This window comes from Streptomyces sp. NPDC059224 (assembly GCF_042754285.1).
Taxonomy (GTDB): Bacteria; Actinomycetota; Actinomycetes; order Streptomycetales; family Streptomycetaceae; genus Streptomyces.
Genome location: NZ_JBHZAN010000046.1, coordinates 12,664 through 35,914, shown reverse-complemented (window position 1 = coordinate 35,914; position 23,251 = coordinate 12,664). Strand labels below are relative to the sequence as shown.

Genomic DNA, 23,251 nt, shown 5'->3' with positions numbered 1-23,251 from the left:
GGGGGAGTGCCACCGGGGCCGCGGGTGTCGGCGTCGGTACTCCGGTCGTGGTCGACATGGCCTCGGGCCTCCGCAATCGCCGAAGAAACTCACCGGACGGATGAGTCGGGAACCGATCGTGTACAAGGTGCACGACTTGTAACGGAGTTCATGGTGAGTGACCCTGGGGGGAGACGTAAGGAGGCAGCCAGATGTCCCAGAGGAACACCGGTGTGACCGTCCAGGTGGTGAACGCGGGAACGTGCCCCGTCCGCGAGGTTCTTGACAGGGTCGCCGGCAAATGGAGCGTCCAGATCCTGGTCGCGGCGTCGCACGGCCCCATCCGCTTCACCGAGCTGGAGCGCGGTATCGAGGGCATCAGCCGCCGGATGCTGACCCTCACCCTGCGCAATCTGGAGCGCGACGGGCTGGTCACCCGGACGGTGTATCCGACCGTGCCCCCGAAGGTGGAGTACGGCCTCACTCCGGTGGCCCTGGAACTGCACGAGACGCTGCAGCGGCTGACCGACTGGGCGGAGCGCAACCGCGGCTACGTCGCGCAGGCGCGGGCCGCCTACGACGCCGAGCACCAGCCGGAACTGCTCGACGCGTAGCCGGTGTCGCCGGGCGGCCCTCCTGACCCTCAGAGGCCGAACAGTTCCGGGGCCGAGGCGAGCTGTTCGAAGAGCTCGGCCGGACGGTCGACGAGCCGCCTGGCCTTGAGGTCCAGCAGCCCGCCGACCGCGGTCACCTCGGCGGCCAGGGTGCCGTCCGCCTTGGTGATCGACTGGACCATCCGGAACGTCTTTCCCTCGCCCCACTCGAACACGCAGGTCACATCGACCTCGTCACCGGCGAGCAGTTCCCGCCGGTACCGGATGGTCGTCTCCAGAGCCACCGGGCCCACGCCCCGCCCGACCAGCCCGGCCTGGGTGATGCCGGCGGCCTGGAGCAGCGACCAGCGGGCGTGCTCGGCGTAGTTGAGATACACCGCCTGGTTCAGATGGCCCTGCACGTCGGTCTCGTAGCCACGGACCGTGACGCGGACGGAATACGGTTCGCTCACGACTTCCCCTTCTCGTGCACGACGTCTCGTGTATGACGCACTGATCCTCTGCCGGCATCCTGGCACGGCCGTCACACGCGGCGCGGGGATGCCAGCAGATAGCGCGTTCGAGTCCGCGGCTGCGTGTACTCGCCGGTCTGCCACCCGGCCCGCTCCAGGGTGGCCGCGCAGGCCCGCAGCGGCTCGCCCGCCGGCGCGTACACGGCGACCGCCTCGGGCTGCGGGGTGGCCCGCACCCGGTAGCCGGCGGTCGCCGGTCCCTCGGGGGGATGTCCGGCCGCCTCCAGGGCGAGCGCGGCGGCCCGCACGAGATGCTTGCGCTCCCAGCCGCACGGGCGGTCCGTGGCGCCGTCGGGGTTGGTCATCCGGCGCAGCTCCAGGAGGCCCTGCCAGGCGCTGTGCACCTCGCGGGCCCGGCCGGGGCCGTCATCGGCGGCCTCCTCACCGCCGACCCGTGCGGCGAACACCCGGTCCGGCTCGGCCGGGGCCACCGCCGGGGGCTGCGGAACGGCCGCCTCCTCGCGTACCCGATGCCCCGCGGGCGTCAGGAAGTGGTCGTGCGGCGGCCGCGGGTGCCGAAAGGCGAGCCCCCGCTTCACCAGCGCCGCCAACTGCGCCTCGGTACCCCGCAGCCGGCCGCTGACCGGATCCGCGGCGTCGATGACCCGCCGCTGCGCGGCGGACGGCGGACGGCTCACAGCGCACCCCTCCCACACACCTGCCCCGACCCTCCACCGAAGGCTACGACCCTCCACTGACACCCGGCCCCGAGAAGATCCTCCGCGGGTCCCTTCAGTCTCTGCCGGGCCCGGTCGGGCGGATGTTCCAGCCCGCGATCACCGGGCGGTCGTGTTCCGTGCCGAGGCGGCACAGGGTGCCGGTGGCCAGCTGGAAGAAGGCGCCGTCGGACGGGGACAGGCCGAGGCGGCGGGCGGTCAGGACGCGCAGGAAGTGGCCGTGGGCGACCAGCAGCACGACCCCCTCGGTGTTGGCGAGGGCCGCCTCCACCTTGGACAGCATCCGGTCGGCCCGCTCGCCGACCTGTTCCGGGGTCTCCCCGGGGTGCTCCGGCGGACCGGGCGTGACCCCGTCGGTGAAGAGGAACCAGCCCGGCCGGGTGCGCTGGATCTCCACGGTGGTCACGCCCTCGTAGCCGCCGTAGTCCCATTCCCGCAGGTCGGCGTCGACCCGGGCGTCGGGCACGCCGATCAGCTCGGCGGTCTCCCGGGCCCGCTGGAGCGGGCTGACGAAGGCAGCGCCGATGCGATGCGAGCGGATCAACGGAACCAGCTGCCGCGCCTCCTCCCGCCCGTGCTCGGTCAGGGGCACGTCGGTCCACCCGGTATGCCGTCCGGACCGCGACCACTCGGTCTCACCGTGCCGGACGAGAAAGACATCAGCCATGGGTCAGAGGCTATGAGCCCAGCGTTCCAGTTCGGCGAACTCACGCGCCCGTAGGCCGTGGCGCGCGTCCACCGGAAGGACTAACGCGGGGCCGTCGTGGTGCTCGGCGACTGGCGCGCGTACGTCCAGGCCGGTGACCATGTCGTCCACCCACACGAACGGCCGCCCCGCCGCCCCGGCCACGACCGTCCGTGTCTTCCCGTACAGCCCGTCCGGATCGCTGGCGAACAGCTCGGGCCACTCGATGACGGGGAGTTCGGGCAGCCCGACGGCCGGGCCGGTCATCCCGTTGGCCTCGTGCGTCCAGATGGTGGCCCGGGCCAGTTCGTACGGCAGCGCGAGCAACCGTGCCCCGTGCCCCGGATGCAGCCGCACCCGCAGCCCGCGGCGCGGTCCGCGGGAGCCGGGCTGCCGGCGGGCGGACCGGCTCGCCGGGTGCAGCCGGCGGGTCACGTACCCGCGATGCCGCAGCAGCTGTGCCCGGAACGGGTTGCGGGGTCAGTCGACGTCGAGGAGGAGCAGCGGGCGCTGGGTCATGGGGAGGGACTACCCGCCCGGCCCGTGCACGGCCGGGGCGAGCCCTACTGCCGGTACCCGCTCAGGAACCGCCCGATCCGGCCGATCGCCGTCTCCAGGTCGTCCGCGTGCGGGAGGGTGAGGATGCGGAAGTGGTCCGGGGTGGGCCAGTTGAAGCCGGTGCCCTGGACGACCTGGATCTTCTCCTGGAGGAGCAGGTCCAGGACGAACCGCTCGTCGTCGAGGATCCGGTGGACCTTGGGGTCGATGCGCGGGAACGCGTACAGGGCGCCCTTGGGTTTCACGCAGCTCACGCCGGGGATCTCGTTGAGCTTCTCCCAGGCCACCGTGCGCTGTTCGTGCAGCCGGCCGCCGGGGGCGACGAGTTCGCGGATGGACTGGCGGCCGCCGAGGGCGGCCTGGATGGCGTACTGGGCGGGCGCGTTGGCGCACAGCCGCATGGAGGCCAGCATGGTGAGGCCCTCCAGATAGTCCTTCGCGTGCTGCTTGGGGCCGGTGACCACCAGCCAGCCGGAGCGGAAGCCGGCCACCCGGTAGGTCTTGGACAGGCCGCAGAAGGTGAGGACCACCAGGTCGGGGGCGAGCGCCGCGGCCGAGTGGTGGACGGCGTCGTCGTACAGGATCTGGTCGTAGATCTCGTCGGCGAAGACCATCAGGCCGTGCCGGCGGGCCAGGTCGAGGATGCCCTCGATGATCTCCTTGGGGTAGACGGCACCCGTGGGGTTGTTGGGGTTGATGACGACCACGGCCTTGGTGCGGTCCGTGATCTTCGACGCCATGTCGGCCAGGTCCGGGTACCAGTCCGCCTGCTCGTCGCAGAGGTAGTGCACCGCCTTGCCGCCGGCGAGGGTGGTCACCGCCGTCCAGAGGGGGAAGTCCGGGGCGGGGATGAGGATCTCGTCGCCGTCCTCGACCAGTGCCTGTACGGCCATGGAGACCAGCTCCGACACGCCGTTGCCGAGGAAGACGTCGTCGACGTCCACGTCCAGGCCGAGTGCCTGGTAGCGCTGGGCCACCGACCGGCGGGCGGAGAGGACGCCCCGCGAGTCCGTGTAGCCGTGTGCCTGCGGGAGCATCCGGATCATGTCCTGGAGGATCTCCTCCGGTGCCTCGAAGCCGAAGGCCGCCGGGTTGCCGGTGTTCAGGCGCAGCACGCTGTGTCCCGCCTCCTCCAGCGCGTTGGCGTGCTCGATCACCGGTCCGCGGATCTCGTAACAGACCTCGCTGAGCTTGTTGGACTGCCGGAACTCCATGCGCCCCTCCGGAAACTCGTGTTGCTTGGTTTTACCAAGTAGCAGCTTGGAAAGTCCAACATCTTGTCTAGACTGCGCCGCATGTCACCTCGCCGAAGCTACGACCAGTTCTGTTCCGCGGCGCGCGCTCTCGACCTCGTGGGCGACCGCTGGACCCTGCTGATCGTCCGGGAGCTGCTGGCCGGTCCCCGTCGCTACACGGACCTGCACGCGGATCTGCCGGGGGTCAGCACGGACGTCCTCGCCTCCCGGCTGAAGGACATGGAGCGGGACGGGCTCACGACCCGTCGGCGACTGCCCCCGCCGGCCGCGGCGTACGTCTACGAACTCACCCGGCGTGGAGGCGAGTTGCTCGCGGTGATCCAGGCGCTGGGGAGCTGGGGGGAGTCCGAGCTGGGCGAGCGCCGGCCCACCGACGCGGTCCGCGCCCACTGGTTCGCACTGCCGCTGCTGCGCGCCCTGGACGGCGAGGGCCTGGTCGAAGTCCGGCTCGGGGAAGGGGACTTCCATCTGTACGCCGGCGCGGAGGACGGCCCGGTGTACGGCGACGGTCCCGCCCCGCGCGAACCCGACGCGCGGCTCCTGCTCGACATGGGGACCTGCACGGCGCTGGCCCGGGGGGAGCTGGACCTGGCGGACGCGGTCCGGTCCGGGCGGGTGACGGTGACCGGTGACGGCGCGCTGGCCAAGGGTCTGCGGGACGCCTGAAACGGCGACCGGGCCCGCCGCGAACGGGGGCCCGGTCACCGGTTGCGTCAGGTCAGGCGCCCGGCGGCACCCGGTGGGGCCGTCCCGCTCCCCGGGTCAGCGCGTATCCGCCGATGCCGGCCAGCGCGGCCAGCACCCCGCCGATCCCGGTCCACACCCAGCGGTCGGTCCACCAGCCGGAGGACCAGCCGTCGTCCGAACCGAAGCTGGAGAGCACCGCCGCCTTGTCGTCGTCGCTCTTCTCGGCGCTGACCGCGATCCCGGGCACCAGAGGCTTCGCCAGCGAACCGTCCACCGCGGCCGCACCGCCGATGTCCTTGGAGTCGACCTGGACCTCGGCGCCGACCGGCTGGCCGAGGTCGGCGTTGCCGAGGTCCACCGCGGTCAGCCGGACGTAGTACGTACCGGGCAGCGGGTCGTTGGCCCACGGCTCCGACCAGGCCCGGACGGTACGCGTCACACAGGCCAACTGCACGGACGCGGCGCCCTGCGCGGCCGTGCGGGACTGCGCGCCGTACTGGCAGGCCTGACGGCGCCGCAGGCCGTCGTACACGTCGATCTGCCAGGTCTGCGCCCCGTGCGAGTCGGGCAGCTTCACCGTCGCCTTGACGTCGGGGCGCTGCCCGGCGTCGGCGGGGAAGGACCAGTACAGGTAGTCGCCCGTCGATCCGCTGGCGGTGGCCTGCTGCCCCTGGTCGATCTCGGTCGCCGTACGGAAGGAGGTACCCGCCTGGGTGGGTGCGCCGCCGTCCTCGGAGGCGCTGGGGGAGGGCGAGGCGTCGTCGGCCGCCGCCGGGCCCGCGGCCAGGCCCACCGCCAGCAGGGCCGCGCTCAGCACACGTGTGATCGACATCAGTTGGTCCTCCAGACCGCTACCCGCCAGCGCGAAACCCAGCCCCACAGCAGACCCGCGAGGAAGCCGGTCAGCACCAGCGCCCCGAGGAGCCACCAGCCACGGCCGAGACCGAAGGAGGCGACGTCGGACGCCTTCGCGGGCCCGTCCACCACGTCCACCGTCAGCTCGACGGGCATGCCCGGGCTGGTCTTCACACCGGCCACGGCCGAGAAGGAGTTGGTCACCTGGAGACAGACGGTCTCCGGGGTGGTGTCCTCGTCGTCGTCGCTCTCGGCCTTCGGGTACCGCAGGCCGGTCGAGATGACGTCGGTACGGCCCGTGCCCGAAGCCTCGCCGCGTACTATCTCCCGTCCGTGCACGGTCACCGCACGCAGCAGCACCCCGTAGTCCGGGTTGACGGCCCGGTCGGCGGCGACGCTGACCGAAGCCCGCAGTTCCTGACCGGGGTTGACGTCGACCTTGTACCAGCGCTGCTGCCCGAACTCCTCGCGGTCGGTGTACAGCCCGGACTTCAGCGCGGGCGCCGAGGAGCACTGATCGGCGCCGTTCGTGGCCACCGGCGTCACCACCGGATCGGCGGCCCGGTGCACCAACTGCCCGACTCGGTCGGTCAGTTCCTCCTTGTGCTGTACGGAGGTGTAGGTGCCGCCGGTCGCGTCCGCGATGCAGCTCAGCTGGTCCCGGGTCTTGGCGTCCGGGACCAGGCCGAGCGTGTCGATGGTGAGCCCGACGCCCTTGGCGGCGATCTCACGGGCCACCTCGCACGGGTCCAGCGGCTGGCAGGTGTCCTCGCCGTCGCTGATCAGGACGATACGGCGGGTCCCGGAGCCGCCTTCGAGATCGTCTGCCGCCTTGAGCAGCGCGGGGCCGATCGGGGTCCACCCGGTCGGCGCGAGCGTCGCGACGGCGGTCTTCGCCTCGGTACGGTCCAGGGTGCTGACCGGATAGAGCTGCGCGGTGTCCTTGCAGCCGGTCTTCTTGTCGTTTCCGGCGTAGTTGGCGCCCAGCGTGCGGATGCCGAGCTGGACCCCCTCGGGTGTCGCGTCCAGCACCTCGTTGAACGCCTGCTTGGCCGCGGCCATCCGCGTCCCGCCGTCGATGTCCGCCTTCCGCATGGAACCGCTGACGTCCAGCACGAGCTCCACCTTGGGAGCGGTCTGGCCGGTGTCGTCCGTCTCGTCGGCGACCGCTCCGCCGGGGAACGCGATCCCGGCCGCCAGGGCGGCGAGCAGAGCGCAGACTCCCGCAGCCGTCCGTTGTGTTCTGATCATCGGCGGATCCTATTGATCAGAGGCGCCGGGCTCCAAAACGAGGTCCGCACGGCAAAAGGAGAGCGGCCGGCAGGCCAACGGAGCGTGGCAGACGGGAAGGTGAGCGCTCACCGCGCGGGCATCAGCGGATTCGGCAGTGCCGCCCATTGGTCCCCGGACGTCTGGGGCGTCAGCCGCATCAGTGTCAACGCCTTCGCGGGTAGCGGACCTTCTAGGAGGGCCGTCAGGTCGGGGGTGACGGGAAGGTCCCGTGCGGCCGTCTCCAGCGCCGTCGCCAGGGCCGGTCCGGACCCCGCCGTACCCGCCAGGGCGCCCGCGACCAGGGAGCCGAACAGCTTGCGCCGCAGCGCCGTCCCGTCGTCCGTGACCAGGCGTCCCGTCAGTCCGGGCGGGGTGATGCCGTGGCGGGTCAGCCGGGCCGGGCTCAGACGGATGTCGGCCAGGTCGCGGTAGACCAGCCGCAGCGGCGCGCCGGTCCCGGACAGCACCACCAGGAGGTTCTGGCCGTGCGCCTCCAGCGCCACGCCCAGGTCCAGCAGCCGCAGCCCCACGCCCAGGGCGAGCCGGGTGAACTCGGCCAGCCAGGACGGCGAGCCGGGAAGGTCGGTGGTGGCCAGGGCGGCCACCGGCAGGACCCGCTCGCCCGGCGCCGCGTAGGCCTCGGGTGACTCGCGCAACACCGCCGCCAGGTCGGGGGAGTTCGCGGACGCCGCGCCCAGGGTGCGGGTGATGTGCAGAAGTCCGTCCGTGCGCGCGGCCAGGTCGGTGGCGAACGACGACAGGGTGACGGCCGCCTCGATCGAGTACGTCGAGATGTCCCGGACGGACGAGGTCAGCCGGGCGCTGAGCGCGGTCTTCACATGTGGTCCGCCGGGGACGGCGAGGGTACGCAGGGACATCAGGGGGTGCGCGGTCCGCCAGGGCTCGCCGGGGCCGTCCTTGAGGACATGAACGGCCTGCCATGGATGCACCGGAATCAACAGCCGTTCCCCGTCCCGGAGTTCGTCCGGCCAGTCACCGGTCAGCAGACAGTCCCCCGCGGCCACCGGGACCGTCTCCAGTCGTACCGCCGACCGGTGCTCCGGCCCGAACGCGAGCTGGTCCGCCGCCGAGAAACCGGGCCGCGAACGGCAGTTGGGGTGGAAGGGATGCCCGTCGACCACCCGCTGCTCCCACTCCCAGTCCCGCCCGGGCCACTCCTTCGCAGGAAACTCCCGGTCCGCCCGCGAGAGCGCCAACGACGCGGCACTGTGGCCGAGTTCGGCGGCGAATCCGGCCGAGTGCGACCACCCCAGATCGGTCATCAGCCGCGCCGCGTCGTCGTAACGCACCCCCTCCAGACGTACCGCGGTCACATACGCGTCGGTGGCGTACGGGTCCGCGTGCGGGCCGTGCAGCGCGCGTCCGTCGGCCAGCCGCAGCGCCAGGCTGTGCGCCCCGCGCACCCGGCGTGCCACCCACGGCAGCGGCTCGTGCGCCAGCGCCCGCCACAGCCGGGTGAGCACCGCCGCCCGCGCACCGGGCAGCTCGGCCGTGAACCCCGGCACCAGATCCGGCCGCGCCTCGGCCAGCTCCGTGGCGAGCTGTGTCTCGATGGGGGAGGGACGGTGCACGGGGAGGCTCCTCGGGGACGGGTTCGACGGTCATGATGGCTGATGACGACAGACATACTGATCACGATCGGACTGTGTGGACGAAGCGAACGAATGGAACGCGTGGATCTCATGCTCTCCAGCGACGGCATCGGCGAGCGCGCCGACGCGTACGCTGCCGCGCCCCTGCTCAACTGCCTGTTGCGGGAGGTGGCCGAACCGCTCCCGGACAGCGGCGAAGGGAAACCGCGGGTCTACCGGCTGCCCGGCGGCGGCCGGCTGCTGCGGGTACGCGGCGCGCGCCGGCCCGCCGATCCCGAGGTGTACGCGGTCGGCCGCTGGCACCGCATCGGCCATGCCGAGCTGGTGAAACTCGTCGCCGAGGAGCTGCGCGCGCACACCGGGCTGTCCAACGGTGATCTGCCCGCCGAGATGATCGACAGCCGGGACGCGGTCGCCGCCCTGCTCACGGCACGCGCCCGGGCGGCGGCGCCCGACGATCCGTACCTGCGCTCCGAGCAGTCCCTCATCACCGGCCATCCCTACCACCCCGCCCCGAAGGCGCGCGGCGGCGGCCCGGTCACCGCCTGGCTGCCGTACGCGCCCGAGGCGCACGCCCGGTTCCCGCTGGTCCTGCTCGGGGTGCGCGAGGACCAGGTGGCCGAGGAGGGCGACCTGTCGGCGCTGGACGCGCTGGCCGCCGCACCGCCGGGCTACCGGCTGCTGCCGGCCCACCCCTGGCAGCTCGACCTTTCCGCCCGAAACCTTGCCCCGGCCTTCGCCGACGGGCGTCTGGTACGGCTGCGGGCGACCGGGTTCCCGGTCTGGCCGACGGCCGCGATCCGCACCGTGTACGAGCCGGTGCGCGACCTCTTCCTGAAGTTCAGCCTGGACGTCCGGATCACCAACGACATCCGCCGGCTGTGGGCCCACGACCTGCGCAGGCTGCGCCGTACGGACACGGCCGCGACCGCCGCCTTCGCCGCGATGGACGGGCCCGCGGCCTGGCTCGGCGACCGCGGCTACCGCACCGCCCGCTTCGCCTTCGAGGAACTCGCGGTCGTCGTCCGGGACGGGCTGCGCGGCTCACTGCTCCCGGGGGCGACCCCGCTGCTCGCGGCCGGCCTGGTGGAGGGCTTCGAGGGCAGCCCGCCGGCCCCGGCGACGGATCCCGGGGCCTGGTGGCAGGCGTACCTGCGCGCGGTCGTACCCCCGGCGCTCAGGGCCTTCGCCGACCACGGAGTCGTCCTCGAAGCGCATCTGCAGAACACCCTGGTCGCCGTCGACGCGGACGGCATGCCGGTGCAGGCGCTGTACCGGGACGCCGAGGGCGTCAAGCTGCTGGCCGACGTGGAGCGGGCCGCCGGGTGGGAACGGCTGGTGTACTGCCTGGTCGTCAACCATCTGGCCGAGGTCGCCGCCGCGCTCGCCGAACGCCGCCCCGGGTTCGACCCATGGCCCGCGGTCCGCCGGGAGCTGGCACGGCACCGGCTCCCCGAGGTGGCCGAACTGCTGGCCTCGCCGACGCTGCCCGGCAAGACGAACCTGCTGCTGCGCTGGACCGGGGCCGACGGCGCCGACGCACGCTACCTGCCGCTGCCGAACCCCCTGGCCGCACCGGGGCCGCAGCGGCTGTGAGCACCGCGCCCCCGCCGGCGATCACCCTCGGTTACTATGGGCACTTCACGCCGGGGGCGGCGACACCGAAGGGACGGGTGACCTGAGGAGATGCTGAGAGAGGTCACCGCGACCCGCTACGTCGAACCCCTGCGGTCCGGTGGGTCGGTGCCCGGGATCGTCGAGGCGGACGACCTGGGGACGTACGTGGTGAAGTTCACCGGCTCCGCGCAGGGCCGCAAGGCGCTGGTCGCCGAGGTGATCGTGGGGGAGCTGGCGCGGGCGCTCGGACTGCGGTTCCCCGAGCTGGTCCTGGTGCACTTCGACCCGGCGATCGCCGAGGACGAACCGCACCAGGAGGTGCGCGAGCTGCACGCGGCCAGCGCCGGGGTGAACCTCGGGATGGACTTCCTGCCGGGTGCGCGGGACTTCACCCCCGAGATCGCCGAGGTCTTCCCGGTGGACCCGCTGGAGGCCGGCCGGATCGTCTGGCTGGACGCGCTCACCGTCAACGTCGACCGTACGGTGCACAGCTCCAACCTCATGGTCTGGCCGACGTTCGGCACCGCGCCCCCGCGCCTGTGGCTCATCGACCACGGCGCCGCCCTCGTCTTCCACCACCGCTGGGACGCCTCGGCCCCCGAGAAGGCCTACGACTTCCGGCACCACGCCCTCGGCCGGTTCGGCCCCGACACCCGGGCCGCGGACGCGGAACTCGCGCCCAGCGTGACGGAGAAGCTGCTCAGGGACACCCTCGCCGAGGTCCCGGACGCCTGGCTCACCGACTTCGGCACGCCCGACGAGATGCGCGAGGCCTACGTCGGCTACCTGCTGGCCCGGGTCCGGGCCTCCGCACAGTGGCTCCCCACCGATTTCCCGGGCCGCGACCAGCTCGCGGCCGAGGAGGCCGCCCGCGCGGCCAGGGCCCGGCAGGGCCGCCCGGCCTGGCTGAAGCAGGTTCCCGACCTGCACGGCAAGCCCGCGGCCCGACAGGATTGGTCGGTACACCTCGGATGAGTGACATCTGGCGCGTCGAGATCGAGTACTGCACCCAGTGCCGCTGGCTGCCCCGCGCGGCCTGGCTGGCGCAGGAACTGCTGACCACCTTCGAGACCGAGCTGACCGAGCTGGCCCTGAAGCCCGGCAAGGGCGGCGTCTTCGTGGTGCGCGTGAACGACGAGACGGTCTGGGACCGCAGGGACCAGGGCTTCCCCGAGCCGACGGCCGTGAAGCAGGCCGTACGCGACCGAGTGGCCCCGGGGAAGTCCCTGGGCCACTCGGACAGATGAGCCGCTGAAGGTCAGCCGCGCAGCTGCTGGTACGCGGGCAGCGTGAGGAAGTCCGCGTAGTCGTCGTCTAGGGCGACGGTGAGCAGCAGGTCGTGAGCCTGCCGCCAGTGGCCGGCCGTGAAGGCATCCTCGCCGATCTCCTCGCGGATGCCGTCGAGTTCCTCGGCGGCGATCTTGCGGGCCAGCTCGGGAGTGGCCTTCTCGCCGTTCTCGAACTCGACACCCGCGTTGATCCACTGCCAGATCTGCGAGCGGGAGATCTCCGCGGTGGCCGCGTCCTCCATGAGGTTGAAGATGGCCACCGCGCCCAGGCCGCGCAGCCAGGCCTCGATGTAACGGATGCCCACCTGGACGGCGTTGACCAGACCGGGATAGGTCGGCCTGGCGTCCAGGGAGTCGACCGCGATCAGGTCGGCGGCCTCGACACGGACGTCCTCGCGAAGCCGGTCCTTCTGGTTCGGCCGGTCGCCGAGGACCCGGTCGAAGGACTCCATGGCGATCGGGACCAGGTCGGGGTGGGCGACCCAGGAGCCGTCGAAACCGTCGTTCGCCTCGCGGTCCTTGTCGGCGCGGACCTTCTCGAAGGCCACCTTGTTGACCTCGGGGTCCCGCCGGGAGGGGATGAAGGCCGCCATGCCGCCGATCGCGTGCGCACCGCGCTTGTGGCAGGTGCGGACGAGGAGCTCGGTGTACGCCCGCATGAACGGGGCGGTCATCGTGACGGCGTTGCGGTCCGGCAGGACGAACCTGGGCCCGCCGTCACGGAAGTTCTTGACGATGGAGAACAGGTAGTCCCAGCGGCCTGCGTTCAACCCCGAGGCGTGGTCGCGGAGTTCGTAGAGGATCTCCTCCATCTCGTACGCGGCCGTGATCGTCTCGATCAGCACGGTGGCGCGGACGGAGCCCTGCGGGACGCCGACGTGGTCCTGCGCGAAGACGAACACGTCGTTCCACAGCCGGGCCTCGAGGTGCGACTCGGTCTTCGGCAGGTAGAAATAGGGCCCCTTGCCGAGGTCGAGCAGCCGCCGCGCGTTGTGGAAGAAGTAGAGCCCGAAGTCGACGAAGGCGCCGGGCACCTGCTCGCCGTCGACCTCGATGTGCCGTTCGTTCAGATGCCAGCCGCGCGGCCGCATCACGACCGTCGCCAGTTCCTCGGCCGGGCGCAGGGCGTACGACTTGCCGGAGCCGGGGTCGGTGAAGTCGATGTTCCCGGTGTAGGCGTCGATCAGGTTCAGCTGGCCGAGGACGACGTTCTCCCAGGTCGGCGCGGAGGCGTCCTCGAAGTCCGCGAGCCAGACCTTCGCGCCCGAGTTGAGGGCGTTGATGGTCATCTTGCGGTCGGTGGGGCCGGTGATCTCCACCCGCCGGTCGTCGAGCGCGGCGGGGGAGGGGGCCACCCGCCAGGAGTCGTCCGCCCGGATCGCGGCGGTCTCCGGGAGGAAGTCGAGCGTGCAGGTGCGGGCGATCTCGGCGCGGCGCTCGGCCCGGCGGGCCAGGAGTTCGGCGCGGCGCGGCGAGAACCGCCGGTGCAACTCGGCTACGAAGGCGAGCGCCGCGTCGGTGAGGACCTCCTCCTGCCGGGGCAGGGGCTCGGCGTCGACGATGGCCAGCGGAGACGGCGCTGGTGCGGACATGAGCTGTCACTTCCTTCAGCGGTGGCACCGGGTGCCAGTCGTTCCGGGTAGAGCGAAGCGCACCCGCTCAGGGACCGGGCGCTTCTGAACAGTGGATAGTAGTTTCCTCATTGTGGAAGTTCAATGGTTTGTTGATATCGAGATTCTCCGGGTCGAGCAAAGGTGGCGCTCAGTGCCATGCCGTTCACTCAAGGTGGCCCAGATCCGCTTCGGTGTCGATGTCGAACGGCTCGGCCACATCCCGGCACTCGACCAGCGTGATGGCGGCCTCATGGGCCCTGAGATAGGCGCGGGCGCCCCGGTCCCCGGTCGCGCTCGCGGCGATTCCCGGCCAGTGCCGGGCGCCGAGCAGCACGGGATGGCCGCGTACGCCGTCGTAGGCGGCCGCCACCAGTGAGTCCTCGTCCCGGTGTCCGGTGAGCACCCGGGCCACCGCCTCGCCCCCGATCCCCGGCTGGTCCACCAGCGACACCAGTGCGGCCCGCACCCCCGTCCCGCCGAGCGATGCCAGGCCCACCCGTAGCGAGGACCCCATCCCCTCGGCCCAGTCCGGGTTCTCCACGACCACGCAGCCGTCCAGCCGGGCCCGCTCCCGCACCGCGTCCGCGCGGGCCCCCAACACCACGTGCACCGGCCCGCAGCCGCCCGCCCGCAGCACCTCGACCGCGTACTCCACCAGAGGGCGTCCACGGTGCGTGAGCAATGCCTTGGGGCGTCCGCCCAGCCGCCTGCCCCCGCCGGCGGCGAGCAGCAGTCCGGCGATCGGGCCATGCGTGTCCGTCATGCGTCCTGCATACCCGACGCCGGGGCAGGGCGGCCGCTCCCGCAGGGCTGAATTTCGGTCCGCGCTGTAGCGCGTCGCGCCGGGGAGGGCGTTTACTGACCCGCGTCCCCAGGCGTCCGACCACCGTCATGGGGCGACGGGCGAGAGGGGGGGAGAGCTGTGTTGCGGAGCTTGGGACAGAGACCAGTGACCGGCAGTGACGAGGATCCGAGGGTTGCGGAACTACGGACGGCGGTCTCCCGACTGCGCCGCGAACTGGCGGCGCATCCGGCCGAGTTCATGGACCGGGCGATAGCCGAGGACGAGCTGGCCGCACTGGCGGCGATGGCGACGGGCGGCATGCCGGAGATCCCGCGCCTGCGCCGCTCCCTGTTACTGATCGCGGGAGCCATCGGTTCGGTGAGCGCACTGTCCCGGGGGCTGTCGGACGTCCGCCAGGCGGTCGACCTGTTCGGGGAGACCCCGAGGGACTGACGGCGAGGAGGCGCCCTCCCGCCCGCCCCCTCCCCAAGGGCTGTCCCGTGATCCCCGGCGGGCGCACGACGACAGCTACGGCACCTCGCAGCGTTGTCGGGCTCGCCCGAACACGCCCAGTATGAGGACGACCCTCCGCCTTGCGATGCACCGCATCTGACGCCGCGCGCTGATCCACCAGGGATTACGGGACAGCCCTTAGACCCCCGAACTCGCCAACGCCTGTGACAGCTCGAGGGCCACCTGCTGGAGCACCGGCACGATCTTCTCCGTCGCCGCCTCCGTGACCCGCCCCGCGGGCCCGGAGATCGAGATGGCGGCCGCCGTGGGCGAGTCCGGCACGGACACCGCCAGGCAGCGCACGCCGACCTCCTGCTCGTTGTCGTCCACCGCGTACCCCAGCTGCCGTACCTCCGCCAGGGCGTTCAGGAACCCCTCCGGAGTGGTGATCGTCTTCTCCGTGGCCGCCGGCATCCCGGTCCGCCCCAGCAGTGCCCGCACCTCGGTGTCCGCGACGCTCGCCAGCAGCGCCTTGCCCACTCCCGTGGAGTGCGGCAGCACCCGTCGTCCCACCTCGGTGAACATCCTCATCGAGTGCTTCGACGGCACCTGTGCCACGTAGACGATCTCGTCCCCGTCGAGCAGCGCCATGTTCGCCGTCTCGCCGGTCTCCTCGACCAGTCGCGCCAGGTACGGCCGTGCCCAGGTGCCCAGCAGCCGGGACGCCGACTCGCCGAGCCGGATCAGCCGGGGCCCGAGCGCGTACCGGCGGTTGGCCTGCTGGCGTACGTAGCCGCAGGCGACCAGGGTGCGCATCAGCCGGTGGATCGTCGGCAGCGGCAGCCCGCTGCTCGCGGACAGCTCGCTCAGGCCGACCTCACCGCCCGCGTCCGCCATCCGCTCCAGCAGATCGAAGGCGCGCTCGAGGGACTGGACCCCGCCGCTGCTGGACTTGGCGGAGTCGGTGGTGCTGGCGCTGGACGTCGGCACGGCGCGTTCCTTTCGGGGCTGCCTCTCGGGCCGGGCGGAAGGGCAGAAGCCTACCCGGCAGCCGGTTGACGCCCTGCTTGTGCGTAGCTACGTTCTGCTTGACGGAATTCTAATTCCACTTCGTGGAAACGTCCAGAGTGTGCGCCTGTGCGGCCCCGAGAAGCAGTGTGCCCTTGACGGCGCGGAAGCGGGAGTGAAGACTCCTTCAACAGAACGTTGAATTCCGTTACGTGGGTGTAAATCCCGTTTCCCGGAAGTAAAACGGCGGCAGAGAGAGGGGTCCGGGTGTCCGACGCTGAACTGGTGCTGCGCTCGACGCGTGTCATCACCCCCGAGGGGACACGGGCCGCCGCGGTCGCCGTGTCCGCCGGGACGATCACGGCCGTACTGCCCTACGACGCACCCGTCCCGGCAGGCGCCCGCCTGGAGGAGTTCGGCGACGACGTGCTGCTGCCGGGCCTGGTCGACACCCACGTGCACGTGAACGACCCGGGCCGCACCGAGTGGGAGGGCTTCTGGACCGCGACCCGCGCGGCGGCGGCCGGCGGCATCACCACCCTCGTGGACATGCCGCTCAACTCCCTCCCGCCGACCACGACCGTCGCCGCCCTCCGCGTCAAACGGGAGGTCGCGGTCGACAAGGCGCACATGGACGTCGGTTTCTGGGGCGGGGCGCTGCCCGGCAACGTCAAGGATCTGCGCCCGCTGCACGAGGCCGGGGTCTTCGGTTTCAAGGCGTTTTTGTCGCCGTCCGGCGTGGACGAGTTCCCGCACCTCGACCAGGAGCAGCTCGCCCGGTCCCTGGCGGAGATCACCTCCTTCGGCGGCCTGCTGATCGTGCACGCCGAGGACCCGCACCACCTGGCCGCCGCCCCGCAGCACGGCGGCCCCCGGTACGCCGACTTCCTGGCCTCGCGGCCGCGCGAGGCGGAGGACACCGCCATCGCGCAGCTGATCGCCCAGGCGAAACGCCTCCACGCGCGCGTGCACGTGCTGCACCTGTCCTCGTCGGACGCGCTGCCGCTGATCGCCGAGGCCAAGCGGGACGGCGTACGGATCACCGTCGAGACCTGCCCGCACTACCTCACCCTGACCGCGGAGGAAGTCCCGGACGGCGCCAGTGAGTTCAAGTGCTGCCCGCCCATCCGGGAGTCGGCCAACCAGGACCTGCTCTGGCAGGCACTGGCCGACGGCACCATCGACTGCGTGGTCACCGACCACTCGCCCTCGACCGCCGATCTGAAGACCGCCGACTTCGCGACCGCGTGGGGCGGCATCTCCGGACTCCAGCTCAGCCTGCCCGCCGTGTGGACCGAGGCCCGCAGGCGCGGCCACGGCCTGGAGGACGTGGTCCGCTGGATGGCGGCCCGCACGGCCGCGCTCGTCGGCCTCGACGACCGCAAGGGCGCCATCGCCCCCGGCCGGGACGCCGACTTCGCCGTCCTCGCGCCCGAGGAGACCTTCACCGTGGACCCGGCGGGGCTCCAGCACCGCAACCGGGTCACCGCGTACGCCGGCAAGACCCTGTACGGCGTCGTGCGGTCCACCTGGCTGCGCGGTGAACGCATCGTCGCGGACGGCACGTTCACCGCGCCGAAGGGACGCCTGCTGACCCCCGCCCCCTGACCGGCACCGTTCCCGCACCCGCAGCGGCCGACACCCGAGAGGACGACCTTCTGTGACGGCGATCCCGACCTTCACCGGCGACGCGCACCCCTACTCCGGCGGCGACCCGTACGCCGACTACCGCACCGCCGACTTCCCCTTCACCCGGTACGCCGACCTCGCCGACCGGCGGCTCGGCGCCGGGGTCATCGCCGCCAACGACGAGTTCTTCGCCCAGCGGGAGAACCTGCTGCTGGCGGGGCGGGCCGAGTTCGACCCCGAGCACTTCGGACACAAGGGCAAGATCATGGACGGCTGGGAGACGCGCCGCCGCCGCGGAACCTCCGCCGGGCACCCCTGGCCGACGGCCGAGGACCACGACTGGGCGCTGGTCCGGCTCGGCGCCCCCGGCGTCGTCCGCGGGATCGTCGTCGACACGGCGCACTTCCGCGGCAACTACCCGCAGGCGGTGTCGGTCGAGGGCACGTCGGCGCCCGGCTCGCCCTCCCCCGGGGACCTCCTGGGCGACGACGTGAAATGGACGACGCTGGTGCCGCGCACACCGGTGGGCGGCCACGCGGCGAACGGCTTCGCCGTCTCCGTCGAGCAGCGCTTCACCCACCTCCGCGTCAACCAGCACCCCGACGGGGGCATCGCCCGGCTGCGCGTGTACGGCGAGGTCGTTCCGGACCCCGAGTGGCTCGCCGTGCTCGGCACCTTCGACGCGCTCGCCCTGGAGAACGGCGGTCGGGTCGAGGACGCCTCGAACCTCTTCTACTCACCGGCCACCAACACCATCCAGCCGGGGCGCTCCCGCAAGATGGACGACGGCTGGGAGACGCGCCGGCGCCGCGACCAGGGCAACGACTGGATCCGCTACCGGCTGGCGGCCCAGTGCCAGGTCCGGGCGGTCGAGATCGACACGGCGTATCTGAAGGGCAACAGCGCGGGCTGGGCGTCGGTGTCGGTGCGGGACGGCGAGGACGGCGACTGGCGGGAGATCCTCCCGCGCACCCGCCTCCAGCCGGACACGAACCACCGCTTCGTCCTGGCCGCCCCGGCCGTGGGCACGCACGCGCGCGTGGACATCTTCCCGGACGGCGGGATCTCCCGCCTGCGGCTGTTCGGCACGCCCACCGAAGCAGGAGCGGCCTCCCTGGCCACACGCCACCGCGAACTGACCTGACGCCTTCCCGCCTGCGCCCGCCCGCCTCCCCGGGCACGGACGGGGGCGGGCGCAGGGAACCGCCGTACCGTCGGCTACGTTCTTCTGCCGTGACCCTTCAGCAAGAAATCGTCGGCAACGCCATGCAGATGGCGGTCGTCAACCTGCACCCCGGCCAGACCGTCTACTGCGAAGCCGGGAAGTTCCTGTTCAAGACCACGAACGTGACCATGGAGACCCGGCTCGGCGGCCCGAACGGCGGCGGGCAGCCACAGGGCGGTGGCGGCGGCATGGGCGGCATGCTGCGCCAGGCCATGGGCACCGCCATGCAGGTCGGCCAGCGCATGCTCGCCGGCGAGTCGCTGGCCTTCCAGTACTTCAGCGCACAGGGCGGGGAAGGCACCGTCGGCTTCGCGGGCGTGCTGCCCGGCGAGATGCGCGCCCTGGAGCTCAACGGCACGCGCGCGTGGTTCGCCGAGAAGGACGCCTTCGTCGCGGCCGAGTCCACCGTCGAGTTCGGCATCGCCTTCCAGGGCGGGCGCACCGGCATGAGCGGCGGCGAGGGCTTCATCCTGGAGAAGTTCACCGGTCACGGCACCGTGATCATCGCGGGCGCCGGCAACTTCATCGACCTCAACCCTGCCGACTTCGGCGGCCGTATCGAGGTCGACACGGGTTGCGTCGTCGCCTTCGAGGAGGGCATCCAGTACGGCGTCCAGCGCGTCGGCGGCCTCAACCGTCAGAGCCTCATGAACGCGGTCTTCGGCGGCGAGGGCCTCTCCCTGGCCACCCTGGAGGGCAACGGCCGGGTGATCCTGCAGTCCCTCACCATCGAGAGCCTCGCCAACGCGTTGAAGAAGGCCCAGGGCGGCGACAAGCAGGGACCGACGGGCGGACTGTTCTCGACGCACTCGGGGTGATGGCCGCGGTCCGCAGGTTAACTCCCTGAAAATTCACGGGACGTGTCGGGGAATTCCGCAGACTTGTCATTGACATGCCAGCGTCTAGCTCGCGTCATCATGGAGCCATGAGATTCCCCCCACGAATCATCCGTGCCGGCGCCGCCGGTGTCGTCCTGTCCGCCCTCCTCGTCGGCGGCACCGTCACCGCCACCACGGCGGACGCCGCGGCCGCCTCGGTCGGCAGCATCTGCTACAGCGACCTGCCGTCGCAGGCGTACGACACCCTCGACCTGATCGCGTCGGGCGGTCCGTTCCCGTACTCGCAGGACGGTGTCGTCTTCCGCAACCAGGAGGGTGTCCTGCCCAGCCGGGCCAGCGGCTACTACCACGAGTACACCGTGAAGACGCCGGGCTCCTCCACGCGCGGAGCACGTCGCATCGTGACCGGTGAGAAGACCCGGGAGGACTACTACACGGCGGACCACTACGTGACGTTCGACCTGGTCAACTTCGGCTGCTGAGCCCTGGCCGAAGTGACCGGCCGGAGGCCGGGAGCGGCGCCACCGGCCGAGGGCCCGGTCCGTGCTCAGGCTGCGGGAGACCCACATGCCAGTGGGTGAAACCGTGCGGCGGGCTCGGCACACCCCGTACCAGAGCGACGAATCCCAGCAGTTCCGGCAGCCGTTCCACAGCACGACTCTCGCCCCGCGGCCTCCCCCATGCCATCGGCCGCGGGGCGAGCCGTGCCCCGACGGAAGTCCGCCCCGCACGCGCGCGGGGCGCACCGAAAGTCCGCACCGGCCCGACTTTGGTCGACGATTTCGTGCGGGCGGGGGTGGCACGGACCGGTCCTGCGTAGATTTGCCGACCGTGAGCGGTGACATGTCGGTACGGACGTTCGAGGGGCGACGGTGGCTCTTCCCGTCCGCCGTGATCCATGAACTCGATCCCGGCCCGGGCGCGGCCGGCCGGCGGCCCCGGCGCACCGCGCGCGACTGGCTGGTCGACTTCAGCTGCTTCGTGCTCGCCGTCCTGCTGGGCGTGACCGCCGCGAAGACGGTGTGGCAGGACCCGCACGTCTCGCACGGCCTCGCGGTCACCGACCAGCTGGTCGGTGGTCTGGCCTGCGCCGCGCTCTGGCTGCGCCGCCGCCGGCCGATGGGGCTGGCGATCGCGATGATCCCGGTCAGCCTCGTCTCCGACACCGCGGGCGGCGCCGCCATGGTCGCCCTGTTCACGGTCGTCGTGCACCGCCCGTTCCGCTACGGCGCCTGGATCGTCGGCGCCAACCTCGCGGCCACCCCGTTCTTCTACTGGCTGCGCCCCGACCCGGACCTGCCCTACCTGGCCGTCGTCGCCCTGGTCACGCTCTTCGTCCTGCTGGTCACCAGCCTCGCCCTGTTCGTCCGCTCCAAGCGGCAGCTGATGCTCAGCCTGCGCGACCGGGCCCGGCGAGCCGAGACCGAGGCCGGGCTGCGCGCCGAGCGGGCCCAGCGGCTGGCCCGGGAGGCCATCGCGCGCGAGATGCACGACGTCCTCGCCCACCGGCTGACCCTGCTCAGCGTGCACGCCGGGGCCCTGGAGTTCCGTCCCGACGCGCCCCGGGAGGAGATCGCCCGGGCCGCCGGGGTGATCCGGGAGAGCGCCCACGAGGCCCTCCAGGACCTGCGTGAGATCATCGGCGTCCTGCGCGCCGCCGACGGCGACGAGGCGGGCGGCCGTCCGCAGCCCACACTGGGCGCGCTCGAGGCGCTGGTCGGCGAGTCCCGCCAGGCCGGCATGAAGGTCGTCCTGGACAACCACGTCGGCGACCCGTCGGCCGTCCCCGCCTCCGTCGGCCGCACCGCCTACCGCATCGCGCAGGAGGGCCTGACCAACGCCCGCAAGCACGCCCCGGGCGCCGAGGTCACCGTGCGCGTCACCGGAGCCCCCGGCGACGGCCTGGACGTCACCGTGCACAACCCCGCCCCGGAGGGCGAGGCCCCGCACGTCCCCGGCTCGGGCCAGGGCCTGATCGGCCTGACCGAACGTGCGACGCTGGCCGGGGGCCGGCTGGAACACCGGGCCACCGGCGACGGAGGCTTCGAGGTACGCGCCTGGCTGCCCTGGGGCGCCGCCTGACCGACCGAGGCCGCCGCCGGAACGGCCACGTGCCGTCGTACCCGCGTGATTACGTAGGAGCCATGACCGCGATCAGACTGCTGCTCGTCGACGACGACCCGCTGGTGCGGGCGGGGCTGTCCCTGATGATGGGCGGGGCCGGGGACATCGAGATCGTCGGGGAGGGCGCCGACGGCGACGAGGTCGAGGCGCTCGTCGACCGCACCCGCCCGGACGTCGTCCTGATGGACATCCGCATGCCGTCCGTGGACGGGCTCACCGCCACCGAGCGGCTGCGCGCGCGTGCGGACGCCCCGCAGGTCGTCGTCCTGACCACCTTCCACGCCGACGAACAGGTGTTGCACGCCCTGCGCGCGGGAGCGGCCGGGTTCGTCCTCAAGGACACCCCGCCCGCCGAGATCGTCGACGCGGTGCGCCGGGTCGCGGCCGGTGACCCCGTCCTGTCGCCCGCGGTCACCCGCCAGCTGATGCGGCACGCGGCGGGCACCCGGGCCGACACCCGGCAGGCACGCGCGCGTGGCCGGCTCGCCACCCTCAACGACCGCGAGCGTGAGGTCGCCGTCGCGGTGGGCCGGGGGCTCGCCAACGCCGAGATCGCGACCGGCCTGTTCATGAGCGTCGCCACCGTCAAGACCCATGTCTCCCGCATCCTGGCCAAACTCGGCCTGAACAACCGCGTCCAGATCGCGCTGCTGGCCTATGACGCGGGACTGCTGGAGGAGTAGGGGCACCAGCCGGGCGCGCCGAGCGTTCTCCGGGTACGGGACCGCCTCGGGGACCTCCTGAAGGGGGAGCAGGGCATGCAGGTGACCGACCTCGGCGAGTACGGCGACGGTCTGCGCACGGACCCGCACACGGTGTACGCCCGGCTCCGCGAGCGCGGCCCGGTGCACCGGGTGCGCTGGCCGCTGTCCGACGCGTACCACGAGACCTGGCTGGTCGTGGGGTACGAGGAGGCGCGCGCGGCGCTGGCCGACGCCAGACTGGCCAAGGACACCGAGAGGATCGGCTTCAGGTTCCTCGACGAGGAGTGGATCGGCAAGCACCTGCTGGCCGCCGACCCGCCGCAGCACACCCGGCTGCGCGGGATCGTCACGCGCGCGTTCACCGCCCGCCGGGTGGCCGGACTGGAGCCGCGGATCCAGGAGATCACCGACCGGCTGCTGGACGAGATGCTGCCGCGGGGCCGCGCGGACCTCATGGACGCCCTCGCCTACCCGCTGCCGATCACGGTGATCAGCGAACTGCTCGGCGTCCCCGAGCTGGACCGCGCGCGGTTCCGGAAACTCTCCAACGAGGTGGTCGGTTCGGCCCGTCCGAGCGGCGAGTACGACGCCTTCGCCGAACTCGCCGGCTACCTGAAGGAGCTGATCGAGGACAAGCGGTGCGCGGGTCCGAGCGGCGACCTGCTCGGCGACCTGATCCGCACCACCACCGAGGACGGCGACCGGCTCTCCGTGGAGGAGCTGCGCGGCATGGCCTACGTGCTGCTGATCGCCGGCCACGAGACCACCGTCAACCTGATCGGCAACGGCGTCCTCGCGCTTCTCACCCACCCCGGCCAGCTCGCCGCCCTGCGCGCCGACATGAGCCTGCTGGACGGCGCGGTCGAGGAGATCCTGCGCTGGCAGGGCCCGGTGGAGAACGCGACGTACCGGTACGCCGCCGAGCCCCTGGAGATCGCCGGTACCGCCATCGGCCGGGGCGAAGCGGTGATGATCGGGCTCACCGCCGCCGACCGCGACGGCGCCCGCTATCCCGAACCCGACCGCTTCGACATCCGGCGCGACACCCGTGGCCACCTCGCCTTCGGCCACGGCATCCACTTCTGTCTGGGCGCGCCCCTGGCCCGCCTGGAGAGCCGCACGGCCCTGCGCTCCCTCCTGGAGCGCGCCCCGGACCTGGCCCTGGACGGTCCGCACGGCGAGTGGCTGCCGGGCACGCTGATGAGAGGGGTGCGGAACCTTCCGGTGCGCTGGTAGCCGGGGCGCGGTGGTGGCCGGT

The 23,251-nt window shown here is 72.2% G+C and carries 23 protein-coding genes and 1 pseudogene; 13 read left to right on the top strand and 11 right to left on the bottom strand.

The annotated features are described in order from the left end of the window. Positions 1–191 precede the first annotated feature (191 nt). On the top strand, positions 192–593 hold the full coding sequence (locus ACFXI4_RS37830) for a winged helix-turn-helix transcriptional regulator (RefSeq protein WP_385000114.1): 402 nt from the start codon (positions 192–194) through the stop codon (positions 591–593). A gap of 29 nt (positions 594–622) precedes the next feature. On the opposite strand, the gene ACFXI4_RS37825 is transcribed toward ACFXI4_RS37830, so the two are convergent. From ACFXI4_RS37825 to ACFXI4_RS37805, 5 genes and pseudogenes are all read right to left on the bottom strand, one after another. Next, positions 623–1,045, bottom strand: a complete 423-nt coding sequence (locus tag ACFXI4_RS37825; protein ID WP_385000111.1) for an acyl-CoA thioesterase — start codon at positions 1,043–1,045, stop codon at positions 623–625. Between the two features lie 71 nt (positions 1,046–1,116). After that, on the bottom strand, positions 1,117–1,743 hold the full coding sequence (locus tag ACFXI4_RS37820) for a hypothetical protein (protein ID WP_385000108.1): 627 nt from the start codon (positions 1,741–1,743) through the stop codon (positions 1,117–1,119). 94 nt (positions 1,744–1,837) lie between these two features. Continuing rightward, complete coding sequence (locus ACFXI4_RS37815; protein WP_362732567.1) at positions 1,838–2,449, bottom strand: histidine phosphatase family protein; 612 nt, start codon at positions 2,447–2,449, stop codon at positions 1,838–1,840. Positions 2,450–2,452: 3 nt separating this feature from the next. Further along, positions 2,453–2,986 (bottom strand): annotated as a pseudogene (locus tag ACFXI4_RS37810) (hypothetical protein). 44 nt (positions 2,987–3,030) lie between these two features. Beyond that, a complete protein-coding gene (locus tag ACFXI4_RS37805) occupies positions 3,031–4,239 on the bottom strand; it encodes a pyridoxal phosphate-dependent aminotransferase (RefSeq protein WP_385000104.1) in 1,209 nt (402 codons plus the stop codon). Between the two features lie 81 nt (positions 4,240–4,320). Here ACFXI4_RS37805 and ACFXI4_RS37800 point away from each other — a divergent pair, with 81 nt between their 5' ends. Next, entirely contained in the window at positions 4,321–4,947 is a 627-nt protein-coding gene (locus tag ACFXI4_RS37800) for a winged helix-turn-helix transcriptional regulator (RefSeq protein WP_385000101.1), read from the top strand. Between the two features lie 52 nt (positions 4,948–4,999). Here the strand turns inward: ACFXI4_RS37800 and ACFXI4_RS37795 are convergent, their stop codons facing one another. The 3 genes from ACFXI4_RS37795 to ACFXI4_RS37785 all read right to left on the bottom strand — a co-directional run bounded on the left by ACFXI4_RS37795 (position 5,000) and on the right by ACFXI4_RS37785 (position 8,687). Next, complete coding sequence (locus ACFXI4_RS37795) at positions 5,000–5,800, bottom strand: hypothetical protein (protein ID WP_385000098.1); 801 nt, start codon at positions 5,798–5,800, stop codon at positions 5,000–5,002. Then, entirely contained in the window at positions 5,800–7,074 is a 1,275-nt protein-coding gene (locus ACFXI4_RS37790) for a VWA domain-containing protein (RefSeq protein ID WP_362725858.1), read from the bottom strand. The genes ACFXI4_RS37795 and ACFXI4_RS37790 overlap by 1 nt, the downstream gene beginning before the upstream one ends. Positions 7,075–7,181: 107 nt before the next feature. Next, positions 7,182–8,687 (bottom strand): IucA/IucC family protein, encoded by a 1,506-nt coding sequence (locus ACFXI4_RS37785; protein ID WP_385000095.1) that lies wholly within the window; start codon positions 8,685–8,687, stop codon positions 7,182–7,184. Positions 8,688–8,780: 93 nt separating this feature from the next. On the opposite strand from ACFXI4_RS37785, the gene ACFXI4_RS37780 reads away from it, so the two are divergent. The 3 genes from ACFXI4_RS37780 (at position 8,781) to ACFXI4_RS37770 (ending at position 11,572) form a co-directional block, all read left to right on the top strand. Then, positions 8,781–10,304, top strand: coding sequence for an IucA/IucC family protein (locus ACFXI4_RS37780; RefSeq protein WP_385000092.1), 1,524 nt, complete (start codon positions 8,781–8,783; stop codon positions 10,302–10,304). Between the two features lie 90 nt (positions 10,305–10,394). After that, positions 10,395–11,300 carry a HipA family kinase gene (locus tag ACFXI4_RS37775; protein WP_385000089.1) on the top strand — a complete coding sequence of 302 codons (906 nt, stop codon included), beginning with the start codon at positions 10,395–10,397 and terminating at the stop codon, positions 11,298–11,300. Further along, entirely contained in the window at positions 11,297–11,572 is a 276-nt protein-coding gene (locus ACFXI4_RS37770) for a SelT/SelW/SelH family protein (RefSeq protein WP_362730811.1), read from the top strand. The genes ACFXI4_RS37775 and ACFXI4_RS37770 overlap by 4 nt, the downstream gene beginning before the upstream one ends. Before the next feature lie 11 nt (positions 11,573–11,583). On the opposite strand, the gene aceB is transcribed toward ACFXI4_RS37770, so the two are convergent. Together aceB and ACFXI4_RS37760 are read right to left on the bottom strand one after the other, a co-directional pair. After that, on the bottom strand, positions 11,584–13,206 hold the full coding sequence (gene aceB, locus ACFXI4_RS37765; RefSeq protein ID WP_385000086.1) for a malate synthase A: 1,623 nt from the start codon (positions 13,204–13,206) through the stop codon (positions 11,584–11,586). Between the two features lie 184 nt (positions 13,207–13,390). Then, a complete protein-coding gene (locus tag ACFXI4_RS37760) occupies positions 13,391–13,990 on the bottom strand; it encodes an NTP transferase domain-containing protein (protein ID WP_385000083.1) in 600 nt (199 codons plus the stop codon). A 159-nt stretch (positions 13,991–14,149) separates the two neighbouring features. Here ACFXI4_RS37760 and ACFXI4_RS37755 point away from each other — a divergent pair, with 159 nt between their 5' ends. Then, entirely contained in the window at positions 14,150–14,464 is a 315-nt protein-coding gene (locus ACFXI4_RS37755; protein WP_385000080.1) for a DUF5955 family protein, read from the top strand. A gap of 198 nt (positions 14,465–14,662) precedes the next feature. Here the strand turns inward: ACFXI4_RS37755 and ACFXI4_RS37750 are convergent, their stop codons facing one another. Beyond that, a complete protein-coding gene (locus tag ACFXI4_RS37750) occupies positions 14,663–15,454 on the bottom strand; it encodes an IclR family transcriptional regulator (RefSeq protein ID WP_362724780.1) in 792 nt (263 codons plus the stop codon). 285 nt (positions 15,455–15,739) lie between these two features. Here ACFXI4_RS37750 and allB point away from each other — a divergent pair, with 285 nt between their 5' ends. The 7 genes from allB to ACFXI4_RS37715 all read left to right on the top strand — a co-directional run bounded on the left by allB (position 15,740) and on the right by ACFXI4_RS37715 (position 23,229). Continuing rightward, on the top strand, positions 15,740–17,080 hold the full coding sequence (allB, locus tag ACFXI4_RS37745) for an allantoinase AllB (protein ID WP_385000076.1): 1,341 nt from the start codon (positions 15,740–15,742) through the stop codon (positions 17,078–17,080). A gap of 52 nt (positions 17,081–17,132) precedes the next feature. Next, a complete protein-coding gene (gene alc, locus ACFXI4_RS37740) occupies positions 17,133–18,245 on the top strand; it encodes an allantoicase (protein WP_385000073.1) in 1,113 nt (370 codons plus the stop codon). Positions 18,246–18,334: 89 nt separating this feature from the next. After that, on the top strand, positions 18,335–19,144 hold the full coding sequence (locus ACFXI4_RS37735; protein ID WP_385000071.1) for an AIM24 family protein: 810 nt from the start codon (positions 18,335–18,337) through the stop codon (positions 19,142–19,144). A 107-nt stretch (positions 19,145–19,251) separates the two neighbouring features. Beyond that, a complete protein-coding gene (locus tag ACFXI4_RS37730) occupies positions 19,252–19,647 on the top strand; it encodes a ribonuclease domain-containing protein (RefSeq protein ID WP_385000068.1) in 396 nt (131 codons plus the stop codon). A 361-nt stretch (positions 19,648–20,008) separates the two neighbouring features. Beyond that, entirely contained in the window at positions 20,009–21,247 is a 1,239-nt protein-coding gene (locus ACFXI4_RS37725; protein WP_385000182.1) for a sensor histidine kinase, read from the top strand. Between the two features lie 62 nt (positions 21,248–21,309). Beyond that, positions 21,310–21,972: a response regulator gene (locus ACFXI4_RS37720; protein WP_385000065.1), complete on the top strand. Its 663-nt coding sequence runs from the start codon at positions 21,310–21,312 to the stop codon at positions 21,970–21,972. Between the two features lie 75 nt (positions 21,973–22,047). Then, positions 22,048–23,229 (top strand): cytochrome P450, encoded by a 1,182-nt coding sequence (locus ACFXI4_RS37715; protein WP_385000062.1) that lies wholly within the window; start codon positions 22,048–22,050, stop codon positions 23,227–23,229. The last annotated feature ends 22 nt before the right edge of the window (positions 23,230–23,251 follow it).

Bases quoted from the DNA above. Each gene is read 5' to 3' on its own strand.
- ACFXI4_RS37830 (WP_385000114.1), top strand. From the start codon at position 192: ATGTCCCAGAGGAACACCGGTGTGACCGTCCAGGTGGTGAACGCGGGA.
- ACFXI4_RS37815 (WP_362732567.1), bottom strand. From the start codon at position 2,449: ATGGCTGATGTCTTTCTCGTCCGGCACGGTGAGACCGAGTGGTCGCGG.
- ACFXI4_RS37805 (WP_385000104.1), bottom strand. From the start codon at position 4,239: ATGGAGTTCCGGCAGTCCAACAAGCTCAGCGAGGTCTGTTACGAGATC.
- ACFXI4_RS37800 (WP_385000101.1), top strand. From the start codon at position 4,321: ATGTCACCTCGCCGAAGCTACGACCAGTTCTGTTCCGCGGCGCGCGCT.
- ACFXI4_RS37795 (WP_385000098.1), bottom strand. From the start codon at position 5,800: ATGTCGATCACACGTGTGCTGAGCGCGGCCCTGCTGGCGGTGGGCCTG.
- ACFXI4_RS37790 (WP_362725858.1), bottom strand. From the start codon at position 7,074: ATGATCAGAACACAACGGACGGCTGCGGGAGTCTGCGCTCTGCTCGCC.
- ACFXI4_RS37780 (WP_385000092.1), top strand. From the start codon at position 8,781: ATGGAACGCGTGGATCTCATGCTCTCCAGCGACGGCATCGGCGAGCGC.
- ACFXI4_RS37775 (WP_385000089.1), top strand. From the start codon at position 10,395: ATGCTGAGAGAGGTCACCGCGACCCGCTACGTCGAACCCCTGCGGTCC.
- ACFXI4_RS37770 (WP_362730811.1), top strand. From the start codon at position 11,297: ATGAGTGACATCTGGCGCGTCGAGATCGAGTACTGCACCCAGTGCCGC.
- aceB (WP_385000086.1), bottom strand. From the start codon at position 13,206: ATGTCCGCACCAGCGCCGTCTCCGCTGGCCATCGTCGACGCCGAGCCC.
- ACFXI4_RS37760 (WP_385000083.1), bottom strand. From the start codon at position 13,990: ATGACGGACACGCATGGCCCGATCGCCGGACTGCTGCTCGCCGCCGGC.
- ACFXI4_RS37730 (WP_385000068.1), top strand. From the start codon at position 19,252: ATGAGATTCCCCCCACGAATCATCCGTGCCGGCGCCGCCGGTGTCGTC.
- ACFXI4_RS37725 (WP_385000182.1), top strand. From the start codon at position 20,009: ATGTCGGTACGGACGTTCGAGGGGCGACGGTGGCTCTTCCCGTCCGCC.
- ACFXI4_RS37720 (WP_385000065.1), top strand. From the start codon at position 21,310: ATGACCGCGATCAGACTGCTGCTCGTCGACGACGACCCGCTGGTGCGG.
- ACFXI4_RS37715 (WP_385000062.1), top strand. From the start codon at position 22,048: ATGCAGGTGACCGACCTCGGCGAGTACGGCGACGGTCTGCGCACGGAC.